The 17,675-nt window shown below is 37.7% G+C and carries 12 protein-coding genes; 8 read left to right on the top strand and 4 right to left on the bottom strand.

The window, feature by feature from the left end; genetic code table 11:
• Positions 1–16: 16 nt before the first annotated feature.
• Genes Q0093_RS09640 through Q0093_RS09625 form a run of 4 tightly spaced genes read left to right on the top strand, consistent with a single transcriptional unit; the run spans position 17 to position 4,115 of the window.
• Complete coding sequence (locus Q0093_RS09640) at positions 17–1,336, top strand: nucleoside transporter C-terminal domain-containing protein (protein ID WP_297929952.1); 1,320 nt, start codon at positions 17–19, stop codon at positions 1,334–1,336.
• Between the two features lie 18 nt (positions 1,337–1,354).
• Complete coding sequence (locus tag Q0093_RS09635; RefSeq protein WP_297929950.1) at positions 1,355–2,056, top strand: 16S rRNA (uracil(1498)-N(3))-methyltransferase; 702 nt, start codon at positions 1,355–1,357, stop codon at positions 2,054–2,056.
• Positions 2,057–2,115: 59 nt separating this feature from the next.
• Positions 2,116–2,940, top strand: coding sequence for a 3-deoxy-8-phosphooctulonate synthase (gene kdsA, locus Q0093_RS09630; RefSeq protein ID WP_294177748.1), 825 nt, complete (start codon positions 2,116–2,118; stop codon positions 2,938–2,940).
• An 8-nt stretch (positions 2,941–2,948) separates the two neighbouring features.
• Complete coding sequence (locus tag Q0093_RS09625; protein WP_297929947.1) at positions 2,949–4,115, top strand: sugar MFS transporter; 1,167 nt, start codon at positions 2,949–2,951, stop codon at positions 4,113–4,115.
• Here Q0093_RS09625 and Q0093_RS09620 read toward each other — a convergent pair.
• Positions 4,112–4,759, bottom strand: a complete 648-nt coding sequence (locus Q0093_RS09620) for an HAD family phosphatase (RefSeq protein ID WP_297929945.1) — start codon at positions 4,757–4,759, stop codon at positions 4,112–4,114. The genes Q0093_RS09625 and Q0093_RS09620 overlap by 4 nt on opposite strands.
• Positions 4,760–4,861: 102 nt before the next feature.
• Here Q0093_RS09620 and Q0093_RS09615 point away from each other — a divergent pair, with 102 nt between their 5' ends.
• The 4 genes from Q0093_RS09615 (at position 4,862) to Q0093_RS09600 (ending at position 11,934) form a co-directional block, all read left to right on the top strand.
• Positions 4,862–6,232 carry an MATE family efflux transporter gene (locus tag Q0093_RS09615; RefSeq protein WP_294177751.1) on the top strand — a complete coding sequence of 457 codons (1,371 nt, stop codon included), beginning with the start codon at positions 4,862–4,864 and terminating at the stop codon, positions 6,230–6,232.
• 292 nt (positions 6,233–6,524) lie between these two features.
• Entirely contained in the window at positions 6,525–8,525 is a 2,001-nt protein-coding gene (locus Q0093_RS09610; protein WP_297929972.1) for a tetratricopeptide repeat protein, read from the top strand.
• A gap of 11 nt (positions 8,526–8,536) precedes the next feature.
• Positions 8,537–11,185, top strand: coding sequence for an AsmA-like C-terminal region-containing protein (locus Q0093_RS09605; protein WP_297929942.1), 2,649 nt, complete (start codon positions 8,537–8,539; stop codon positions 11,183–11,185).
• Positions 11,186–11,505: 320 nt separating this feature from the next.
• Entirely contained in the window at positions 11,506–11,934 is a 429-nt protein-coding gene (locus Q0093_RS09600) for an Hsp20/alpha crystallin family protein (RefSeq protein WP_294177754.1), read from the top strand.
• Between the two features lie 457 nt (positions 11,935–12,391).
• Here the strand turns inward: Q0093_RS09600 and Q0093_RS09595 are convergent, their stop codons facing one another.
• The 3 genes from Q0093_RS09595 to Q0093_RS09585 form a co-directional block, all read right to left on the bottom strand.
• Positions 12,392–15,373 carry an AsmA-like C-terminal region-containing protein gene (locus Q0093_RS09595; protein ID WP_297929940.1) on the bottom strand — a complete coding sequence of 994 codons (2,982 nt, stop codon included), beginning with the start codon at positions 15,371–15,373 and terminating at the stop codon, positions 12,392–12,394.
• A 39-nt stretch (positions 15,374–15,412) separates the two neighbouring features.
• A complete protein-coding gene (locus Q0093_RS09590) occupies positions 15,413–15,874 on the bottom strand; it encodes a DoxX family protein (RefSeq protein ID WP_297929938.1) in 462 nt (153 codons plus the stop codon).
• Positions 15,875–16,095: 221 nt separating this feature from the next.
• Positions 16,096–17,388: a DEAD/DEAH box helicase gene (locus tag Q0093_RS09585; RefSeq protein ID WP_297929936.1), complete on the bottom strand. Its 1,293-nt coding sequence runs from the start codon at positions 17,386–17,388 to the stop codon at positions 16,096–16,098.
• Positions 17,389–17,675: the final 287 nt, after the last annotated feature.

The following is a 17,675-nucleotide window of genomic DNA, read 5'->3' as shown; positions in this document are numbered from 1 at the left end:
TAATATCTTATTCAATATGTATATAACTCCTGCACAAGGACTGACATTGACATCCCTACTACGAGGTATATTCGGAATGTGCGTACTGCTTCTTATCGCTTGGCTATTAAGTAAGGACCGAAAAAAAATAGACTGGAAAATTGTCATTACAGGACTTTCTCTTCAGATTTTATTGGCATTCGGTATGCTATATATTCCCGCATTTCAAATTTTCTTTGAATTTCTCGGGAAAATATTCGTAAAAATTCTCGAATTTACCAGACAAGGGACAGCATTTCTTGCGGGAGGTTTACTCGACACATCCAAAGTCGGATACATTTTTATTTTTCAAGTACTCCCGACACTCATTTTTTTCTCTGCGCTTATCAGTTTGCTTTATTATCTAAACATTATACAGCGAATCGTACAAGGAGTCGGCTGGTGCATCCGTAAAATATTCCGACTGTCCGGATCAGAAGGGCTCACCGTAGCCGGAAATATATTTTTAGGCATGTGCGAAGCTCCTATATTGGTAAAACGGTATCTTCCTTTTATGAACCGATCCGAGATGTTTCTCGTAATGAGTGTCGGAATGGCGACAATATCCGGAGGTGTTATGGCGGCATATATCGGAATGTTGGGAGGTGATGATCCTACCGCACGTTTGCAATTTGCCAAATATCTCATTTCAGCTTCTGTTATGGCAGCACCGGGGGCTATCGTCTTTTCTAAAATCATAATTCCTCAAACCGAACCGCTTTCTCATATCGAAGCCTCTATTCCCCGAGATAAAGCAGGGAAAAACATACTGGACGCTATTTCAAACGGTGCTATAGAAGGGCTAAAACTTGCCGTAACGGTTGCCGCATTACTTCTCGTATTCATAGCCATGGTTGCTTTACTCAATTATCTGTTGGGAGACCTGATAGGACACTATACCGGGCTAAACCAGTGGTTATCCGAAATAACAGGACATTCCGTTACACTTAATTTTCAAACTCTTATCGGATGGATATTCACTCCCATAGCATGGATCATGGGGGTATGCAACGCCGATACCGGATATGTAGGGAGCTTATTGGGGACAAAAATCGTATTAAACGAATTTGTCGCTTATGCCGATCTGAACATGCTGAAGAATGCAGGAACATTCATACAGGAAAAATCAATAATTATAGCGACATTCGCATTATGCGGTTTTGCTAACATCAGCTCTATCGGAATGCAAATAGGAGGTATAGGCGTATTAGCTCCCGACCAACGAAAGACATTAACCCGATACGGATTTTTAGCTATGATATGCGGAACTTTAGCTTCTTGCATGTCTGCCACAATTGTTGGAATGATCATCGGATAATCATAAAAAATACAACTCATGCATATATTTTATACTCCGGACATCAAATCCGTCAAAGAATTACCTGAAGAAGAATCTCAACATTGCATAAGGGTACTTCGACTATCCGAAGGAACTGAAATTATGCTCACAGACGGAAAAGGCACATTTTATAAGGCAATTATCACACTCGCACATCACAAACGGTGCGGTGTAAAAATCGTTGAAGAAATTCAAGCGCTAAGCCCCTGTCCCGTTAAAATAGATATAGCCATTGCCCCTACTAAAAATATGGACAGAATCGAATGGTTTGCCGAAAAGTGTACCGAAATAGGTATAAATGCCATTACCCTGCTCCGCTGCCGTTTTTCGGAACGTAAAGAGGTGAAAACCGAACGGATCGAAAAAATATTGGTTTCGGCGATGAAACAATCTATAAAAGCGACATTACCTCAATTGAACGGCATGACGACGTTCAAGGAATTCGTAACCCGTCCTTTTGAGGGGCAAAAATTCATAGCACACTGCTATGACAAAAGCGATAAAGTTTTGTTAAAACAAAAATATATACCGGGGAATAATGCCCTTATATTGATCGGACCGGAAGGAGATTTCAGTCCGGAAGAGGTAGAACTTGCAATCGAAAACGGGTTTTCTCCCATATCATTGGGGAATAGCCGTTTACGTACCGAAACAGCCGGAATTGTCGCCTGTCACACAATACATGTAATCAATCAATAATTTTCCCAATTTCTCATTTATTCCACTATATTTGCACGATCAATTAATTTAATTTATATATGTTACTGCAAACTGAAAAACTTAAATATACCGATTCAGGTCTTTTTTTCCTTTTAGCCGGACCTTGTGTTATTGAAGGTGAAAATATGGCTTTAAATATTGCCGAAACAATCGTAAAGATCACAGACCGCTTGCATATACCGTATGTTTTTAAAGGATCGTATCGCAAGGCAAACCGTTCAAGAATAGATTCTTTTACCGGCATCGGAGACGAAAAAGCATTGAAAATACTTCGAAAAGTCGGAGAATCTTTTAATATTCCGGTTGTTACCGATATACATTCGGCAGAGGAAGCCCGAATGGCAGCCGAATATGCAGATGTATTGCAAATACCTGCTTTTTTGTCTCGACAAACCGATCTTTTAGTCGCTGCTGCAGAGACAGGCCGTGTCGTAAATATAAAGAAAGGGCAATTCTTATCTCCGGGAGCGATGAGGTTTGCCGCCCAAAAAGTCATTGATGCCGGTAACCCAAAAGTAGCGATCACCGAGAGAGGTACGACATTCGGGTATCAAGATTTATTAGTGGACTTCCGAGGAATTCCCGAAATGAAATCGTTCGGACATCCGGTCATTCTGGATGTTACGCATTCTCTTCAACAGCCTAATCAAGCCTCAGGCGTTACCGGAGGAATGCCGCAACTGATCGAAACAATCGCCCGTGCCGGAATAGCAACCGGCGCAGACGGACTATTTATGGAAACACATCCCGAACCGGAAAAAGCCAAATCTGACGGTGCCAATATGCTTCGTCTGGATTTATTAGAAGGTTTATTGGAAAGATTGACGGCTATTCGGGAAACAATCAACAAATTCGATAAATAAAAAGATAAATGCAGATAAAAGACAAAAGTGCGGTAGCCGGAATCTTTTTCGGATATTTTATTATGGGATTAGTCGATGTCGTCGGAATTTCTGCTAATTATGTAAAAGCAGATTTTTCGTTAAGCGATTCCGTATCCTCTTTCTTGCCATTAATCGCATTTATCAGTTTCGCCTTCCTTGCCGTTCCTTCCGGAATGTTAATGAACCGAATAGGAAGAAAAAACAGTGTGCTGGTGAGTTTTATAATTACGCTCATAGCTCTTTTGATCCCGATCACCGGTTATACATTCCCCGCCATGTTGACGACATTTGCTTTGGTTGGGATAGGAAATACGGTCATGCAAACCTCTATTAACCCTCTTTTAGCAGATGTCGTTCCGGAAAACAAGCTTACGAGCAGTCTCACCTTAGGACAATTTTTCCGGTCTATCTCTTCGGCAATAGGTCCTATTCTGGTAACTACAATTATGCTTTTGACCGGAAACTGGAAAAACACGTTTCCTATTTATGCCGCAATCACCGTTATCGGGACTCTATGGCTATATAAATCGTCTATCACGGAACGGATTACCGATGACAAACAAAAGAGTTCTTATCTATCCATATTACAACTTTTAAAAGACAGGCATATTTTGATCCTCTTCTTAGCACTTTTTGCATTTGTAGGTATCGATGTGGGGCTCAACGTTTATGTTCCGGAATTTCTTCAAACCCGTTGCGGGCTTCCTTTACAACAAGCGGGGTTAGGATCGAGTCTTTATTTTATAGCCCGGATTATAGGATCTCTGATCGGAGCAGCACTATTACTGCGATACCATTCAGAAAACATATACTTTTATACAATGGCGACCGGAGTAATTATTTTCATTATAATGATGTTATTCCCCCAATTATATATTGCCTTGACTTCTATTTTTATTATCGGACTGGTATGTGCAAACGTATTTTCCATATTGCTTTCCCTTGCTCTGCAATACCGTCCCGATAAAGCCAATGAAATATCAGGATTAATGATAATGGCCGTATCGGGCGGAGCAATAATTCCTTTGCTTATCGGAATTGTCAATGACCTGACCGGAGAATCTGCAGGTATGTATGTCCTTTTGATTTGCCTGTTATCTCTTCTTTCTTCTGCAATTTATTTGCGTAGACATAAGAGCATGTCTAAAAACTAACTACGTTTTACAGATATCAACTTATCAAAATCAAATTCTCTAAAATCAGAAATTACAATATCTGCTTTATCTTCTATTCGGGAAAGAGGTAAAGTCGTAGAAAGTCCGACAACCGTCATACCCGCTGCACGCCCGGCAGCCAGTCCGGCTAAAGAATCTTCAAAGACATAGCAGTTCCGAACATCTGCATCCAATAGCTTCGCCGCCAATAAATAGCACTCAGGATCAGGTTTAGACCGAGAAATCTGATTAGCGGTTACTATTACGTCAAAATACGATTTAATATCAGGATGCTCACGATAAAGATTTGCCATTTTCACATCATTAGAACTTGTGACGATTGCCGTTTTTACATTATTTTTACGTAAGCAATTCAAAAAATCCAAGATACCCGGAATGTAATCGTATGACATATCGTGTTCCCATTTATCAAGATTTTTAACAATTTCTTGCTGAATCTCTTCTCTTCCGGAAAAATATTTCTCGAATATCTGACGTAATGTATTTCCCTTTACTTTATCACCGAAACGGTCAGGATCAGATAAATACTTCACTCCCACATTATTCCAATATATACTGTACTGAGATTCTGTATCAACTATTACTCCATCCAAATCAAATAGTGCGGCAATCGTACGATTCATTTTATCTTATCTTTTATTTGTTTAACGCTGCAAAATAAATAAAAGCGTACCGACTACACAAATAATCACTACCTTTGCCGCACTAAATAATTGTGAAATTATATGGCAAAATCAAATTCTCCCCTTATTTTGGGAACGCAACCTATCGGAAAGCTTTTGCTGCAATATTCTATCCCTGCAATTATAGGGATGACCGTAACTTCTCTTTATAATATAATCGACAGCGTATTCATAGGACACGGTGTCGGAGCTTTAGGAATAGCCGGGCTGGCAATAACTTTCCCTCTAATGAATCTCATCGTCGCATTCTGCGTACTGGTGGGTGTCGGCGGTGCTACGATCAGTTCTATTTATATGGGACAAAAAGATACGCAACGAGCAACATACGTCCTGCACAATGTACTGTTAATGTTAATATTCAACGGTATTATGTTCGGACTCGTCACCCTATATTTTCTCGATCCGATTCTGTTATTTTTCGGGGCAAGTGCCGAGACTCTTCCCTATGCCCGAGATTTTATGGGAGTGCTTCTTCTCGGAACGCCGATTACTTATGTATTTATCGGTCTCAACAACATCATGAGAGCTACCGGATACCCTAAAAAAGCAATGATCTCCGCATTATTTACAGTAGGAGCGAACATCATCATCGCCCCGATATTCATTTTTGTACTGAAATGGGGAATCAAAGGAGCAGCTCTTGCCACAATCATTTCCCAAACCTGCGGAATGATTTGGGTGCTGCATCATTTTCTGGATAAAAATAGTTTCATACACTTTCAAAAAGGTGCTTATGTGCTTAAAAAGCGAATTATCGTAAGTATTTTATCTATCGGTTTATCCCCATTTCTAATGAATGTATGTGCCAGTGGCGTAGTGATTATCATAAACAACAGTTTACTGAGTCATGGAGGAGATTTAGCTATCGGTGCTTATGGCATAGTAAACCGCATGCTCACATTTTTCGTAATGATCGTTATGGGGCTGACACAAGGAATGCAACCGATTATCGGATATAATTATGGGGCAGAGCAATATGACCGGGTAAAACAAACTCTTCGCTACGGAATCATCGCCGGAGTATGTATTACGACTTTCGGATTTATTTTAGATGAAATTTTTCCCCACGCCATAGTAGCTATGTTCACGACAAACGACGAACTTACCGACATTGCAACTACCGGATTAAGAATATGCACGATTATGTTCCCTGTCGTAGGATGTCAAATCGTAATTACAAATTTTTTCCAATCTATCGGGAAATCGCAAATATCAATTTTACTTTCTCTTTCCCGACAATTGGTATTTCTCATCCCGTGTCTGCTGATTTTGCCGACTTATCTCGGAACAAACGGAGTATGGGCTAGTATTCCTGTGGCCGACTTTATCGCTTTTATAATGGCCATAGTCGCAATATGGATACATATCAGAAAAATACAAAAGAAAAATAACTTTGCACACAAATCTGTCTAATAAAGATATCCTAATTATCTGTTTAAATTTCCCAATAAAAATTCTACTTTATCGATTTAATGACCTGTCTAAATTTTCCGATAAGAAAATATTATCAGGTCATTTTTACATTTTCTTTCGCTCTGTTTTCCCATTTTTACTCGTCAGATAACCTGCTATCTTCTTCGTAAAACAGATAAACATCCTCGAAAGAAACTCTCAAAACTGACCCAAGTAAAATTTAGACAGCCACTAATTCAAAATCAGGAAATATTCTTATCTTTGAATTATAAATAACGATAAAGTGGATATACTGCAAATAGACACCGACAATAAAGAGTTTCAGAATGCCTTAAGTTTGATTCAATATACTTCGCAATCGGTATTCTTGACCGGAAAAGCCGGTACGGGAAAATCTACCTTTTTGCGATATATATGTGATCAAACAACTAAAAAGCATATTGTATTAGCTCCGACCGGCGTTGCAGCAATCAATGCCGGAGGCAGCACGATACATTCTTTCTTTAAAATGCCATTCCGCCCTATTTTGCCGGATGATCCTGATCTGAGTTTAACGGAAGGACGCATTTTCGAATTTCTAAAATATAGAAAATCGCATCGTAAGCTAATCAAAGAAGTCGAACTCATTATTATAGACGAAATATCCATGGTGCGTGCCGATATGATCGATTTCATAGACCGTGTACTTCGCATCTATTCGGGTAATATGCGTCTGCCTTTCGGGGGTAAGCAACTTTTGTTCGTAGGGGATATCTATCAACTCGAGCCGGTAGTCACCCAAGACGCGCGAGACATATTGAATCGTTTTTATCCCAATTCTTATTTTTTCTCAGCACGAGTATTTAAAGAGATAAGTCTCGTTCCTATCGAACTAAAGAAAGTATATAGACAAACCGACATAACATTTGTAAATCTCCTCGACAGAATTCGAACCAACACAACAAACGATAACGATCTGAAAATACTAAATAGCCGATATAATCCTAACTTTATACCACGCCAGGAAGATTTTTCAATTACTCTGGCAACGAGAAGAGACAACGTCGATTACATTAACGATAAACATCTTGCAGATCTCGACGGAAAAGAATTCGTATTCAGGGGAGAAATAAAAGGTGATTTTCCCGAATCAAGTCTTCCTACGTTAAAAGAGCTGATTCTCAAAGAGGGTGCACAAATAATTTTTATCAAAAACGACTATGACCATCGCTGGGTAAACGGAACTCTCGGGATTATCTCCTCAATTACCGAAGACGGGAAAATATATGTATTGCTTGAAAACGGAGAAGAGCACGAAGTCGCTCGTGATTTATGGCGCAATATACGTTATTCTTATAATGAAAAAAAGAAAAGAATCGAGGAAGAAGAGTTAGGTTCTTTCGTTCAATATCCCATGCGTCTGGCTTGGGCTATCACCGTACATAAAAGTCAGGGTCTCACGTTCAACCATGTCATTATAGATTTCAGCGGAGGCGCTTTCGCCGGAGGTCAAACTTACGTGGCACTAAGCCGTTGCACATCTCTTGAAGGAATAGTCCTGAAAAAAAGAATATCAAGAAGCGATATTTTCATAAAACCTGAAATTATTCATTTCAGCCAAAGCTTTAATAATCCTCGACTCATCGAACAATCGATGAAACTGGCACAAGCCGACAGACTTTATCATACTGCAATCAAACAATTCGATAAGGATGATTTTGATGGTAGTCTTACAGCTTTGTTCGAGGCTATACACATCAGATATGATCTTGAAAAACCAGAAGTAAAACGATTGATCCGAAAAAAATTAAGTGTTATCACAGAATTAAAAGAACGTATAAAAACTCTCGAACAACGAGATCATGAACGCCGGGAAACATTAAAAAAGTATGCATACGAATATTATTTGCTCGGTAATGAGTGTATTACGAAAGCTCACGACATCAGAGCTGCTCTCGCCAATTTTGACAAGGCATTGGCTCTTGATCCGTTACTGCTCGACGCCTGGGTACGAAAAGGCGTTACTTTAATGGATACTGACGATTTATCCGGAGCAGCACAATGTCTCAACGAAGCTGTACGGTTAAGTCCGCTATATTTTAAGGCTCTTTATAACAGAGGTAAACTACGATACAAACTTGAAGATTATGAAGGTGCATCAAGCGATTTTCTGAAAGCCGTAAAACTAAAGCCGCAAAATGCGACTTTACACGACCGGCTCGGAGACACATTTTCTAAACTCGGTGAAATAGAAACAGCCAGTCGTTTTTGGAGTATTGCAGAAGAAATAAGAGAAAGAAAACATAACAAATAAATCATTTGGGTATGAATACAAAAGTAAAAAAAGGTTTAAAAATTACCGGGATAGTCATAGGTACAATCTTGGTTATCATGCTCGTTCTCCCTTTTGCTTTTAAAGGCAAGATATTGGAGATAGTAAAAAAAGAGGCAAATAACATGCTGAACGCCAAGCTCGAATTTGCCGATCTGAACCTCAGTTTCTTTTCTCATTTTCCGAAAGCCTCTATCGAGTTGCAACAATTATCTCTTACGGGTATCGGTGATTTCGAGAAAGACACTCTTGTCTCTGCAAAAGAGATAGATATCGCCGTTAATATAATGAGTCTGTTCGGTGATAAAGGAATTGAAATAAATCATATTATTCTGGAAAAACCGCAAGTAAAAGCAGTCAAGTTAGCGAATGGAAATGTAAACTGGGACATAATGAAACCAGACACAACAACTACTGTTGAAACAGACACGACCTCGTCCGATTCATCTTTCGCTCTTAAATTAAAAAAATTCACTATAGAAGACGGACGTATTGCATACATAGATGACTCTTCCAAAATGGAATTCCATACCCGGAAACTGAATTTAAAATTATCGGGAGATATGAGTGCCGAGTCAACATCGGTTGATTGTCACATGACAACTCAAAATATCGATTTTATATCAGGAGCTGTCCCCTATCTCAAGAATGCCGAATTCGAAATGGAGATGAAAGTTCTGGCAGATTTAACAAATAACAAATTCACATTCGATGAAAACAAACTGCGGCTTAATGCAATCGAATTGAATCTTGACGGCTGGATAGCACTTCTCGAAAATGATATGGACATGGATATACGTTTAAATAGTCCGAAAATCGAGTTTAAAGACATTCTTTCTCTCATTCCCGGCATTTATCAAAACAATTTCGAGTCATTAACCACTAAAGGTGCATTAGATTTTAAAGCTGCAGCTAAAGGTAAAATGACCGATAATCTATTACCTCAATTTTCATTTCTATTAAACGTTAAGGACGGTATGATCAATTATGCCGATATGCCCAAAGCAATCGACAATATCAACATCCATATTTCTGCAGAAAATCCGGGAGGTAGCGCCGACTTAACTACTCTCAACATAGATAATCTCAGTTTTAAAATGGCCGGTAATCCGTTTAAACTGACATTAAACGCATCGACACCTGTATCTGATTTGAATTTTAAAGCAACGGCAAACGGGACTTTGAATCTGAATATGATCAAAGATGTATATCCTTTGGGCGATTCGGTAAAATTAAGCGGAATACTGACAACCGCACTAAGTTTTGCAGGTAAAATGTCGGATATTGAAAAAGAAAAATACCAAAATATACAAGGAGAAGGGAATATCTCTATAAGCGATATGAGTTTTACGACTCCGGGAATCCCGGCTATAACATTAAAGAAAGCATCTGCAACGATCAGTCCCAAAGCTATGTCTTTAAATGAAATGGACGTAAATATCGGGAAAAACGATTTGCAGGCAAAAGGTTCTTTATCTAATTACTTACCCTATTTTTTGAAAAATGAAACTTTAAAAGGCAATCTTTCTTTAACCTCTTCATATCTGAACTTAAATGATTTTATGAGCGATTCTGAAGAGGTAAGTACAGAAACTGAAGGAAAAACGGACACAACGACCATGAGTGTCATAGAAGTTCCTGAAAATTTGGATTTGTCGCTTAAAGCAAACCTTAAAAAAGTCATTTTCCAAAAAATCGAAATCGATAATATCAGCGGAAATCTATCTGTTTCAAAAGGAGTCGTTCGAATGAATCCTCTGAATTTTAACGCTTTCGGCGGGTCTGTATCCACAACCGGATCATACAGTACCGCTGAGAATAAAAACCGACCTATGGTAAATTTCGGACTGAACATCCAGAAAGCTTCGTTCGAAGAAACTTTCAAACAATTGGATATGATTCAGAAGATCGTCCCGATTTTTGCAAAAACAGGAGGTAACTACTCTGTGAATCTTGATTTAAAGACTCCTTTGGATAATACTATGAACCCGGAATTAATGTCTCTGACGGCTAAAGGGGTTCTACAATCCAACGATATTCATATACAAAATCTCGAAATATTTGACAAGATTGCTACATTATTAAAAAACGACAAGCTTAAAAACATCGAAGCTAAAGACATAAAAATACCTTTTACGATCGAAAACGGATTATTAAAAACTGATCCTTTCGATATAAAAATGGGTAATATCAGCATGAATCTAAACGGAACAACCGGTTTAGATCAGAGCATCGACTACACAGCAAAAATCACACTTCCCGAATCTGCTACCGGCGGATATATAAGTAATGTAACCGCAACTATCGGAGGTACATTTTCAAAACCCGAGATAAAACTCGACACTAAAGAAATGATCAACAATGCCGTAAAAACAGCAGTAAATAGTCAATTGACTAAACTCACAGGAAAAGATAAGGAAGAACGTATCGCTGCTTTAAGAGAACAAGCTGATGCTGCAGGGAAAAAATTAGTCGAAACTGCAGAGAAAGAAGGACAAAAATTAATAGACAAGGCTCAAAAACCGCTCGAAAAGATCGGTGCGAAAACTGCGGCGGCGGCTTTAGTAAAAGAAGCACAGAAACAAGCAGATAAGTTAAAAGAAGAGGCCGAAAAAGCCATACAAAAAATAGAAGCTGAATAAAACTCAGACAGGCTCTTAAATTTCATAGAAATTTTTTCAATAAACCCTTCAGATATTTTCTTTATCTGGAGGGTTTATCATTTTCTCACAAAACAACAGTTTTCCCAAACGAAGTCCTTTTTAAATTATACTACATTATGTTTCAAGTGTTTAATTCCGAGTAAATTCTGTCATTCAAATAGATACAATTTGGCACTTTTTCTGACAAAACAGATTAAAAAACAAATGGCACACACTTTGCAATCATTTAAGTGAATTTGAGTTACAAACCCGATTCAAAGAAATATAGATGTTTAATTAACGAATAGGAGATTATAACTATGATGCCTGTAAGAAAATCACAAAATTGGCTTCCGGGAATATTTAACGATTTCTTTGGAAATGAATGGATGGAAAAAGCAAATTCAACTTCCCCTGCCATAAATATTATCGAAAGCGAAAAAGATTATAAAGTAGAGATTGCTGCTCCGGGTCTGACTAAAGATGATTTTTCAATTAGAATCGATGATGATAATCAGATTTCAGTTTCTATGGAGAAAAAAGAGGAACATAAAAATGAAAATAAAAACGGACGGTATTTACGCCGGGAATTTTCTTATACACAATTCCGTCAAAACATGATTTTGCCCGATAATATCGATAAAGATAAAATTGCAGCTAAAGTCGAAAACGGCATATTGACTATCGATATCCCCAAAAAGGAAATTATTCCCGAAAAACCGGCTGTTAGAAACATAGAAGTAAAATAAAACTTCTATATTAATCTTCATATTTATAGTGATTTTTAAATTCAAATAATATGAAAAGTTCAGAAAAGAAACAGAAAGGCCAATTCTGTAAATCAAAGAAAAAATCAGAATATCAACTTGAAAAAGCAGAAGAGTCTCATGAAGGCAAACATAAAAAGCATGAGTGAGATATAGAATTTACAAAATCAGAAACAGCCCGTTTAATATATGAATAATTGAGCGGGCTGTATTTTTTGGGAATAAGTTATCACTGTTTCATATCATAAAATAATTACAAGCCTATTTAGAGCTTATTTAAATTTTCCAATAAAAATACTATCAGGTCATTTTTGCGTTCTCTTCCGGTCTTTTTCCCTGTTTTCACTCGTCAGATAGCCCGCTATCATACTCGTAAAAGCAGAAAAACATACTCGGAAGAAATTCTCAAAACTGACCCGTGTAAAATTTAAACAGGCTCTTAATTATTAACAAGACGTTTAAAATGGGATGTAATCACTTTTCCCATATTTATGCGTGTACTATCTATCTGCCTTATTTGCACGGGAGAAACCATATTTTTATATTTTGCACGCGTTATCCGGAACTTAACTTTGTCTAAATTACCATATAAATCAACTCCCGCCTTAAACGGTAAAGGAGATTTAAGTATAGAAACATGATAATTGAACGACATATCCAGATTCTGAGTACCTCCTACTGCTGCCCGATAACGATCTATTTCTACAACAAAAGGATAAACTTTTACTTCGCCGTTATCAACTGTTATATTTACGGATATGCTATCGAACATATTTTCCTTTTTATTTTTAAACAACAATATTTTCGCAAGTCTCCTGAAAGTATCCCCATCCAATAAAACCAGACTATCCCCCTTAATATGCACCGCAGCCCGCAAAGAAGGAATACGTATATTCATCAGAGAATCAAGACGCGATTCTGCTGCTATATTAAAATCGACAAGACCTTTAAAAGATCTCAGCATCGGAACGATCGTATCCAGTTCAGGAATAAATGTCACCAATTTCCCTATATTGATTTTATAAATATCAAAATTAAAGCCGGCATATCCATCTATAGAAGAGTCTCCTTTATAAAGTAAAGAGGTTCTCATTACAGCATCTAAAGCTTTCATACTCAGATTTTCAAGATTTACCATTTGATCCTTTATCTGCACTTTTCCCCGAACATTCTCAAAAATCATGTGATTATAACGAACCCTCCCGACATTCGTTTCAAACTCCAAATCGACATTTTTAGGAACAACAAACAAACGGGCTTTATCTGTCGATACAGAAGATATTGTATCTGTTTCAGCCGCATTTTCGTCCATATTCTCAAGGCCGGACAATGCCTCTATAAGCTGATTACAATTTATCCGTCTTGAAACAACTTTTAACCGGGCAGTCAATAATTCATTTTTCATTATTGCTTTTACCAAATTAGAGACCGAACCTGTAGCCGTTATATCAGAATGTCCGATACGGACCTTCGCTTGTCTTAATGCCACAGTATTCCTTTCAAACGCAACTTCCGTTTTTTGCATGCGAATAGGTAAGCCAAATTCAGGAGTAGACAAAAACAAACGATTAAAACCAATTGTACCTTTCGGATGCCACAATGAATCACGACCTTGAAATGCCGATATTTTAAAGCCTGCTAAATCCATTCCTATACGGGTCTCATTTGCTTTCATAAAAAGAGAATCGGTACGCAGATATAAATCAAACACCGGCTTTTTTACATTCATTTTAGAGGGTCTTACTCCAACAGACGCTTCTGTCTTTTGACTGTATGCCCGAATCGTATCGCCAATTATCACTTTAGCTTCTTCCAATGCGAATTTACAATCTAAAGGAATGACTTTCGTAGTATCCATTTCGGTTACAGGGGTCGATATTGATGCCGACATCTGTTTTACCTGAGCCGACCCCATCCGACTTTTCAAAATGAGATCATAAATCTTTGCCCCTACGGCCAAAGAACTATCTCCGATAAAACCCAATTTTGCATTGCCTTTAAAATTAAAATCTTTATCGGCATCTTTTAATAATACATCCTCAATTGCTACATTCCCTTTTATCTGCAAACGTCCCAAATCTTTTTCCTTTACAGCACTTAATTTGCCTTTAAATTTTAAATCAGCAGAGACTTTTCCTCCCATTTCAACACCATCCTGCAACGGAAAAGTCTTCGCTAAAGCTGAAAAATTTACTTTTGCACGAGTATTAAAAGTTATCAACGGATCTCCCATCAAATCATCTATACGACCATCCGCCAATACATCAGTTTCCGCTCCTTGAAAACGAAATATTTTCATATTCAGATAGGACGGCTTTTTTTTCATCACATCTAAATAACAACTTAGATCGGCCGTTAAATTATCGATCCCATAAGGCATTCCCTTATAACGGGCTGAAGCTTGTTGAATCTTCATGAGCATTGTCAGTACCGGCACTTGCTTATCTCCATACGCACCCTTAACCGAACCCGACAGTTCTACATCTCCGGCTGCAGTAACGGAACTCTTTTTAATAACCGATGCCGGAAGCATATTCAATACAGTAGCGACATCCGGTGTTTTAAGTTTGTAGGACAAATCAACATCTATAATTTTCGCAATTGTATCTCGATGCAACGAGCCGCCTACATCAAACGATATTCCATTTAAATTGACCGACGAACGTTTTATATTACAAAATAAGGTCTTTCGATCCAAAGAAAGATCAGTATCAAATTCAAAAGCAATCCGATTCGCCAACAATTCTCCATCTTGCCAAAAAAGAATATTTTTACAAGAAGTTTTCATTCTCAAATCGGCTATATCTTCAGACAAGAACGCTTTTAAATCAAGATTAAGACTGTCTATTCGACTGTACATTTGCGTACTGCGATCATCAAAAATCAATGATACATTTTTAAATTTGACACGATTGATATTTATACTACTATTAAAATCTGAAGAAACCGTATCGGTATTTTGTTGCACGACAGAAGTATCAGCTCGCATAATATCCCAATTCGGATTTCCAATACTGTCAATAAATGCATAAATCGTAGCACCATCGAAAACAAACTTTCTCAGCTCGATCCGGTTATTCTGAAAATATAAAAGCGGATTTACTGAAACTGCACATTTTTTAAATTGCAACAAAGTATCACTTTTCTGCCATAATGTATCTTTGAAGACTTTAGAGACCAATCTCCCATCGGATATTTTCAATTCGAAATCAGGAAACGATGAAAAAAAAGTCAACTCCACACTTCCGATTTCAACTTGAGCGTTTAGAGCTCTATTCGCAACCTGATTAACAACCGGAGTAAGCTTTTCCGGAGTAAACACAAAATTCACGACTACCGCAATAGCCGATAACACGATAATAATTAATGAGAGCATAGAGATAAGTGTTATCTTCAATGCCCTCTTCAAATTCCTGCTCATAACCTTATCTTCATACTTTTGAGTACAAATATAAGGTTTTTATTTTCTGTTATAAGCCTTGTCCAAGAGATAATCTATCGAACATTTTCCCGGACCGGCCAATAAAAGTGTTATAAAAATTCCCAAATACATCAACGGGAGTTCTGACGTTGCCAAAGCAAACGTAGGGAATGTTAAAAAAGCTGCAACGATCATCGAAAAAATCAACGGGATTAAAACTATTCGAGTAAGAAAACCGACTATAAGCAAAATAGAAGCTCCTACTTCGACCAAAATAATCAAAGGTAAAGTCAGTGTCCCCAAACCTATCGGATCGGGAAATGTATCGACTAACGTATCGAAATTCTCAATTTTAGCAATTCCATGAGTCAACATTAATATCCCGACAAACAACCGTAAAAAAAGCCTTGCCGCATTGGAACAGCACTCCGACAATAAAAAAGTCAGAGTCATTTGTATAAATTTATTTGATTTCACACTTGAAGAAAATTCCTTTTCCATATCCTAAATTATTTAAGTTTGATATATTAAAAACTATAATTCTATAACATTTCTTCAAGTAAAAAGTTTTAGAAACTGTTTTTTCTATTGAAAAAAGGTTATGGCTTTTCACCTTATCATAAAAAAATAAAGCCCGTTTAATACTCTTTTGTCGGAAAATTAAGACAACCTCTAATCAAAGAACATAAAATAGTCTTGAAATAAATTTCGGGAAACGATAGTTACTGTTCCTTCCCTTTACTTCCATTCTTTCTCGGGGTTTTCCGATAAAATGACCGCTTTCCCTGACTTCTTCCTCCAGCCGGACGAGAATTATTAGTACGCCTCCCGAATCTTCTACGAAGTCCCCGAGAAAGCTGTTCCACATCATATCCCGGAGCTTCGCCTAACTCCTCAGGAATGGGATTTTTAAGAACTTCTTTATCAATAAATCTTTCTATCCTGAAAAATTTATCTCGTTCTATATCAGACACAAAGGTAATAGCTTCCCCTTCAGCACTAGCCCGTGCCGTACGTCCGATACGATGAATATAATCCTCAGGGTCATGCGGTACATCAAAATTAATAACCAAACCGATATCCGTAATATCGATACCTCTGGCTACAATATCCGTTGCAACCAATACATCGACTTTACCGTTTTTAAAGTCAAGCATCACCTCTTCCCGTTGAGACTGTTCAAGATCAGAATGCATAGCCCGGACATTGTACTTCATTCGCCTGAGCTTCGTCGTAAGTTCCTTAACTTTCTGTTTCGAAGAAGAGAATATAATAGTCTTACCCTCAATTTTCTTAGAAAAAACAGCTTCTATGATCGCCATCTTCTGGTTCTCATAACAAACATACGCCGACTGCTTTATCGCCTCATTAGGTTTTGAAACCGCTATATTAATTTCGACAGGATTATGTAATATATTTTTAGCAAGCTGTCTTATTTTAGGAGGCATAGTTGCAGAAAATAAAATCGTCTGCCGCTTCACCGGAAGATGATTACATATCTGCATAATGTCGTCATAAAATCCCATATCCAACATTCTGTCAGCCTCGTCAAGAATAAGATATTCTACAAAAGGTAGTTTCACTCCACTATTTACCAGATGAGATATAAGCCGTCCCGGAGTAGCGATCACAACATCAGCCCCCATGAGCAATCCTCGTTTCTGTTGATCCCATTGCGCCCCATCACCACCTCCGGATACGACAAAAGTCGAAATAGGTAAAAAATAAGAAAAACCCTCAAACTGCATATCAATTTGTTGTGCCAGTTCTCTTGTAGGAGCTATAATCACGGCTCTTACAGCATCATCTTCTTTCTTATTCTTAGTAAGTAAATTCAACAACGGAAGTATATATGCTGCAGTCTTACCTGTTCCCGTTTGAGCACAAGCAATCAAATCCCTTCCTTCTAAAATTACAGGTATGGTAAGTTCCTGTACCGGAGTCGTTTCCTTAAAATTCATTGCACTCAGACCTTCCAGAACGTCCGATTCCAGATTTAATTCATCAAATCTCATATAATTCTACTACTTTTCAAAATGCTATTCGTGACAATCGAAGCTTATCTATCAACTCCGGTTTTATCAGTAAAACAGCTTGAGCAAAGATAGCGATAAAAAACGAAAGATCGATAATCGAACAAATTAAGAAGCTGTTTAATTCTCCGATAAAGAAAATCTATTTACTTTTCTTCGCATCTTCTTCCGGCCTATTTCTGATTTTTGCACATCATGTAACTTGCTCTACTCTTTCTCAGAACAAAAAATATCCTCGAAAACAACTCTCAAAAATGACTTGATAATAT

The sequence above is a fragment of the uncultured Coprobacter sp. genome (assembly GCF_947855755.1).
GTDB lineage: Bacteria > Bacteroidota > Bacteroidia > Bacteroidales > Coprobacteraceae > Coprobacter.
This window is presented reverse-complemented; position numbering and strand designations above follow the sequence as displayed.